Source organism: Streptomyces sp. CB01249 (genome assembly GCF_001905735.1).
Classification (GTDB): Bacteria; Actinomycetota; Actinomycetes; order Streptomycetales; family Streptomycetaceae; genus Streptomyces.
The window spans coordinates 1-5,035 of sequence record NZ_LISW01000013.1; the positions used below are offsets into that span (position 1 = coordinate 1).

Annotated in this window: 2 rRNA genes; both read left to right on the plus strand. The window is 57.3% G+C overall.

Annotation, left to right across the window (positions count from 1 at the left end):
* The first annotated feature begins 63 nt into the window (after window positions 1-63).
* Window positions 64-1,589, plus strand: a 16S ribosomal RNA gene (locus tag AMK18_RS34120).
* A gap of 299 nt (window positions 1,590-1,888) precedes the next feature.
* Window positions 1,889-5,013: ribosomal RNA gene (locus AMK18_RS34125) — 23S ribosomal RNA — on the plus strand.
* The 16S and 23S rRNA genes sit together here, the layout of an rRNA operon.
* Window positions 5,014-5,035 lie beyond the last annotated feature (22 nt).

Below are 5,035 nucleotides of genomic sequence, written 5' to 3' on the forward strand. Positions count from 1 at the left end.
ACGGGTCATATTCCGACCTTGTCGTTCCGCTCTCGTGATGTGTCTCCCGATTACGGGAAAACATTCACGGAGAGTTTGATCCTGGCTCAGGACGAACGCTGGCGGCGTGCTTAACACATGCAAGTCGAACGATGAAGCCCTTCGGGGTGGATTAGTGGCGAACGGGTGAGTAACACGTGGGCAATCTGCCCTTCACTCTGGGACAAGCCCTGGAAACGGGGTCTAATACCGGATAATACTTTCTCCCTCCTGGGAGAAGGTTGAAAGCTCCGGCGGTGAAGGATGAGCCCGCGGCCTATCAGCTAGTTGGTGGGGTAATGGCCTACCAAGGCGACGACGGGTAGCCGGCCTGAGAGGGCGACCGGCCACACTGGGACTGAGACACGGCCCAGACTCCTACGGGAGGCAGCAGTGGGGAATATTGCACAATGGGCGAAAGCCTGATGCAGCGACGCCGCGTGAGGGATGACGGCCTTCGGGTTGTAAACCTCTTTCAGCAGGGAAGAAGCGAAAGTGACGGTACCTGCAGAAGAAGCGCCGGCTAACTACGTGCCAGCAGCCGCGGTAATACGTAGGGCGCAAGCGTTGTCCGGAATTATTGGGCGTAAAGAGCTCGTAGGCGGCTTGTCACGTCGGTTGTGAAAGCCCGGGGCTTAACCCCGGGTCTGCAGTCGATACGGGCAGGCTAGAGTGTGGTAGGGGAGATCGGAATTCCTGGTGTAGCGGTGAAATGCGCAGATATCAGGAGGAACACCGGTGGCGAAGGCGGATCTCTGGGCCATTACTGACGCTGAGGAGCGAAAGCGTGGGGAGCGAACAGGATTAGATACCCTGGTAGTCCACGCCGTAAACGTTGGGAACTAGGTGTTGGCGACATTCCACGTCGTCGGTGCCGCAGCTAACGCATTAAGTTCCCCGCCTGGGGAGTACGGCCGCAAGGCTAAAACTCAAAGGAATTGACGGGGGCCCGCACAAGCAGCGGAGCATGTGGCTTAATTCGACGCAACGCGAAGAACCTTACCAAGGCTTGACATACACCGGAAAGCATCAGAGATGGTGCCCCCCTTGTGGTCGGTGTACAGGTGGTGCATGGCTGTCGTCAGCTCGTGTCGTGAGATGTTGGGTTAAGTCCCGCAACGAGCGCAACCCTTGTTCTGTGTTGCCAGCATGCCCTTCGGGGTGATGGGGACTCACAGGAGACTGCCGGGGTCAACTCGGAGGAAGGTGGGGACGACGTCAAGTCATCATGCCCCTTATGTCTTGGGCTGCACACGTGCTACAATGGCCGGTACAATGAGCTGCGATGCCGCGAGGCGGAGCGAATCTCAAAAAGCCGGTCTCAGTTCGGATTGGGGTCTGCAACTCGACCCCATGAAGTCGGAGTTGCTAGTAATCGCAGATCAGCATTGCTGCGGTGAATACGTTCCCGGGCCTTGTACACACCGCCCGTCACGTCACGAAAGTCGGTAACACCCGAAGCCGGTGGCCCAACCCCTTGTGGGAGGGAGCTGTCGAAGGTGGGACTGGCGATTGGGACGAAGTCGTAACAAGGTAGCCGTACCGGAAGGTGCGGCTGGATCACCTCCTTTCTAAGGAGCATCTAGACCCTCTCGGGGGTCCAGAGCCACTACGTCGGCAAATGTTCGACGGTGGTCAGCTCATGGGTGGAACGTTGACTACTCGGCACGGCACATGGGTTTTCACTAGTACTGCTTCGGCGTGGAACGTGAAAGCGAATGGGTCGGGTCGGGCACGCTGTTGGGTATCTGAAGGTACGGGCCGTCATGGTCGTCCTTCGGTTGCCGGCCCCAGTGAACTCGCCCGTGAGGGTGGGGTGGTGGGTGGCTGGTCGTTGTTTGAGAACTGCACAGTGGACGCGAGCATCTGTGGCCAAGTTTTTAAGGGCGCACGGTGGATGCCTTGGCACCAGGAACCGATGAAGGACGTGGGAGGCCACGATAGGCCCCGGGGAGCTGTCAACCGAGCTTTGATCCGGGGGTGTCCGAATGGGGAAACCCGGCAGTCGTCATGGGCTGTCACCCGCTGCTGAACACATAGGCAGTGTGGAGGGAACGAGGGGAAGTGAAACATCTCAGTACCCTCAGGAAGAGAAAACAACCGTGATTCCGGGAGTAGTGGCGAGCGAAACTGGATGAGGCCAAACCGTATGCGTGTGATACCCGGCAGGGGTTGCGCATGCGGGGTTGTGGGATCTCTCTTTCATAGTCTGCCGGCTGTGAGACGAGTCAGAAACCGTTGGTGTAGGCGAAGGACATGCGAAAGGTCCGGCGTAGAGGGTAAGACCCCCGTAGCTGAAACATCAACGGCTCGTTTGAGAGACACCCAAGTAGCACGGGGCCCGAGAAATCCCGTGTGAATCTGGCGGGACCACCCGTTAAGCCTAAATATTCCCTGGTGACCGATAGCGGATAGTACCGTGAGGGAATGGTGAAAAGTACCGCGGGAGCGGAGTGAAATAGTACCTGAAACCGTGTGCCTACAAGCCGTGGGAGCGTCGCTGTATGTGCTTGCACATACGGTCGTGACTGCGTGCCTTTTGAAGAATGAGCCTGCGAGTTAGCGGTGTGTAGCGAGGTTAACCCGTGTGGGGAAGCCGTAGCGAAAGCGAGTCCGAATAGGGCGTTTGAGTTGCACGCTCTAGACCCGAAGCGGAGTGATCTAGCCATGGGCAGGTTGAAGCGGAGGTAAGACTTCGTGGAGGACCGAACCCACCAGGGTTGAAAACCTGGGGGATGACCTGTGGTTAGGGGTGAAAGGCCAATCAAACTCCGTGATAGCTGGTTCTCCCCGAAATGCATTTAGGTGCAGCGTCGTGTGTTTCTTGCCGGAGGTAGAGCACTGGATAGGCGATGGGCCCTACCGGGTTACTGACCTTAGCCAAACTCCGAATGCCGGTAAGTGAGAGCGCGGCAGTGAGACTGTGGGGGATAAGCTCCATGGTCGAGAGGGAAACAGCCCAGAGCATCGACTAAGGCCCCTAAGCGTACGCTAAGTGGGAAAGGATGTGGAGTCGCAGAGACAACCAGGAGGTTGGCTTAGAAGCAGCCACCCTTGAAAGAGTGCGTAATAGCTCACTGGTCAAGTGATTCCGCGCCGACAATGTAGCGGGGCTCAAGCGTACCGCCGAAGTCGTGTCATTCCAGCATTAACCCCCAACGGGGGCTGGGATGGGTAGGGGAGCGTCGTGTGCCGGGTGAAGCAGCCGTGGAAGCGAGTTGTGGACGGTTCACGAGTGAGAATGCAGGCATGAGTAGCGATACACACGTGAGAAACGTGTGCGCCGATTGACTAAGGGTTCCTGGGTCAAGCTGATCTGCCCAGGGTAAGTCGGGACCTAAGGCGAGGCCGACAGGCGTAGTCGATGGACAACCGGTTGATATTCCGGTACCCGCTTTGAAACGCCCAGTACTGAGCCCATTAATGCTAAGTCCGTGAAGCCGGCCCGATCTCTTCGGAGTTGAGGGTAGTGGTGGAGCCGACGAACCAAGGTGGTAGTAGGTAAGCGATGGGGTGACGCAGGAAGGTAGTCCAGCCCGGGCGGTGGTTGTCCCGGGGTAAGGGTGTAGGCCGTGTGGTAGGCAAATCCGTCACACGTTAAGGCTGAGACCTGATGCCGAGCCGATTGTGGTGAAGTGGATGATCCTATGCTGTCGAGAAAAGCCTCTAGCGAGTTTCATGGCGGCCCGTACCCTAAACCGACTCAGGTGGTCAGGTAGAGAATACCGAGGCGTTCGGGTGAACTATGGTTAAGGAACTCGGCAAAATGCCCCCGTAACTTCGGGAGAAGGGGGGCCATCACTGGTGATCCGATTTACTCGGTGAGCTGGGGGTGGCCGCAGAGACCAGCGAGAAGCGACTGTTTACTAAAAACACAGGTCCGTGCGAAGCCGTAAGGCGATGTATACGGACTGACGCCTGCCCGGTGCTGGAACGTTAAGGGGACCGGTTAGCTGCTCTTCGGGGTGGCGAAGCTGAGAACTTAAGCGCCAGTAAACGGCGGTGGTAACTATAACCATCCTAAGGTAGCGAAATTCCTTGTCGGGTAAGTTCCGACCTGCACGAATGGCGTAACGACTTCTCGACTGTCTCAACCATAGGCCCGGTGAAATTGCACTACGAGTAAAGATGCTCGTTTCGCGCAGCAGGACGGAAAGACCCCGGGACCTTTACTATAGTTTGATATTGGTGTTCGGTTCGGCTTGTGTAGGATAGGTGGGAGACTTTGAAGCGGCCACGCCAGTGGTTGTGGAGTCGTCGTTGAAATACCACTCTGGTCGTGCTGGATGTCTAACCTGGGTCCGTGATCCGGATCAGGGACAGTGTCTGATGGGTAGTTTAACTGGGGCGGTTGCCTCCTAAAGAGTAACGGAGGCGCCCAAAGGTTCCCTCAGCCTGGTTGGCAATCAGGTGTTGAGTGTAAGTGCACAAGGGAGCTTGACTGTGAGACCGACGGGTCGAGCAGGGACGAAAGTCGGGACTAGTGATCCGGCAGTGGCTTGTGGAAGCGCTGTCGCTCAACGGATAAAAGGTACCCCGGGGATAACAGGCTGATCTTCCCCAAGAGTCCATATCGACGGGATGGTTTGGCACCTCGATGTCGGCTCGTCGCATCCTGGGGCTGGAGTCGGTCCCAAGGGTTGGGCTGTTCGCCCATTAAAGCGGTACGCGAGCTGGGTTTAGAACGTCGTGAGACAGTTCGGTCCCTATCCGCTGTGCGCGTAGGAATATTGAGAAGGGCTGTCCCTAGTACGAGAGGACCGGGACGGACGAACCTCTGGTGTGCCAGTTGTTCTGCCAAGGGCATGGCTGGTTGGCTACGTTCGGAAAGGATAACCGCTGAAAGCATCTAAGCGGGAAGCCTGCTTCGAGATGAGTATTCCCACCCTCTTGAAGGGTTAAGGCTCCCAGTAGACGACTGGGTTGATAGGCCAGATGTGGAAGCCCGGTAACGGGTGGAGCTGACTGGTACTAATAGGCCGAGGGCTTGTCCTCAGTTGCTCGCGTCCACTGTGTT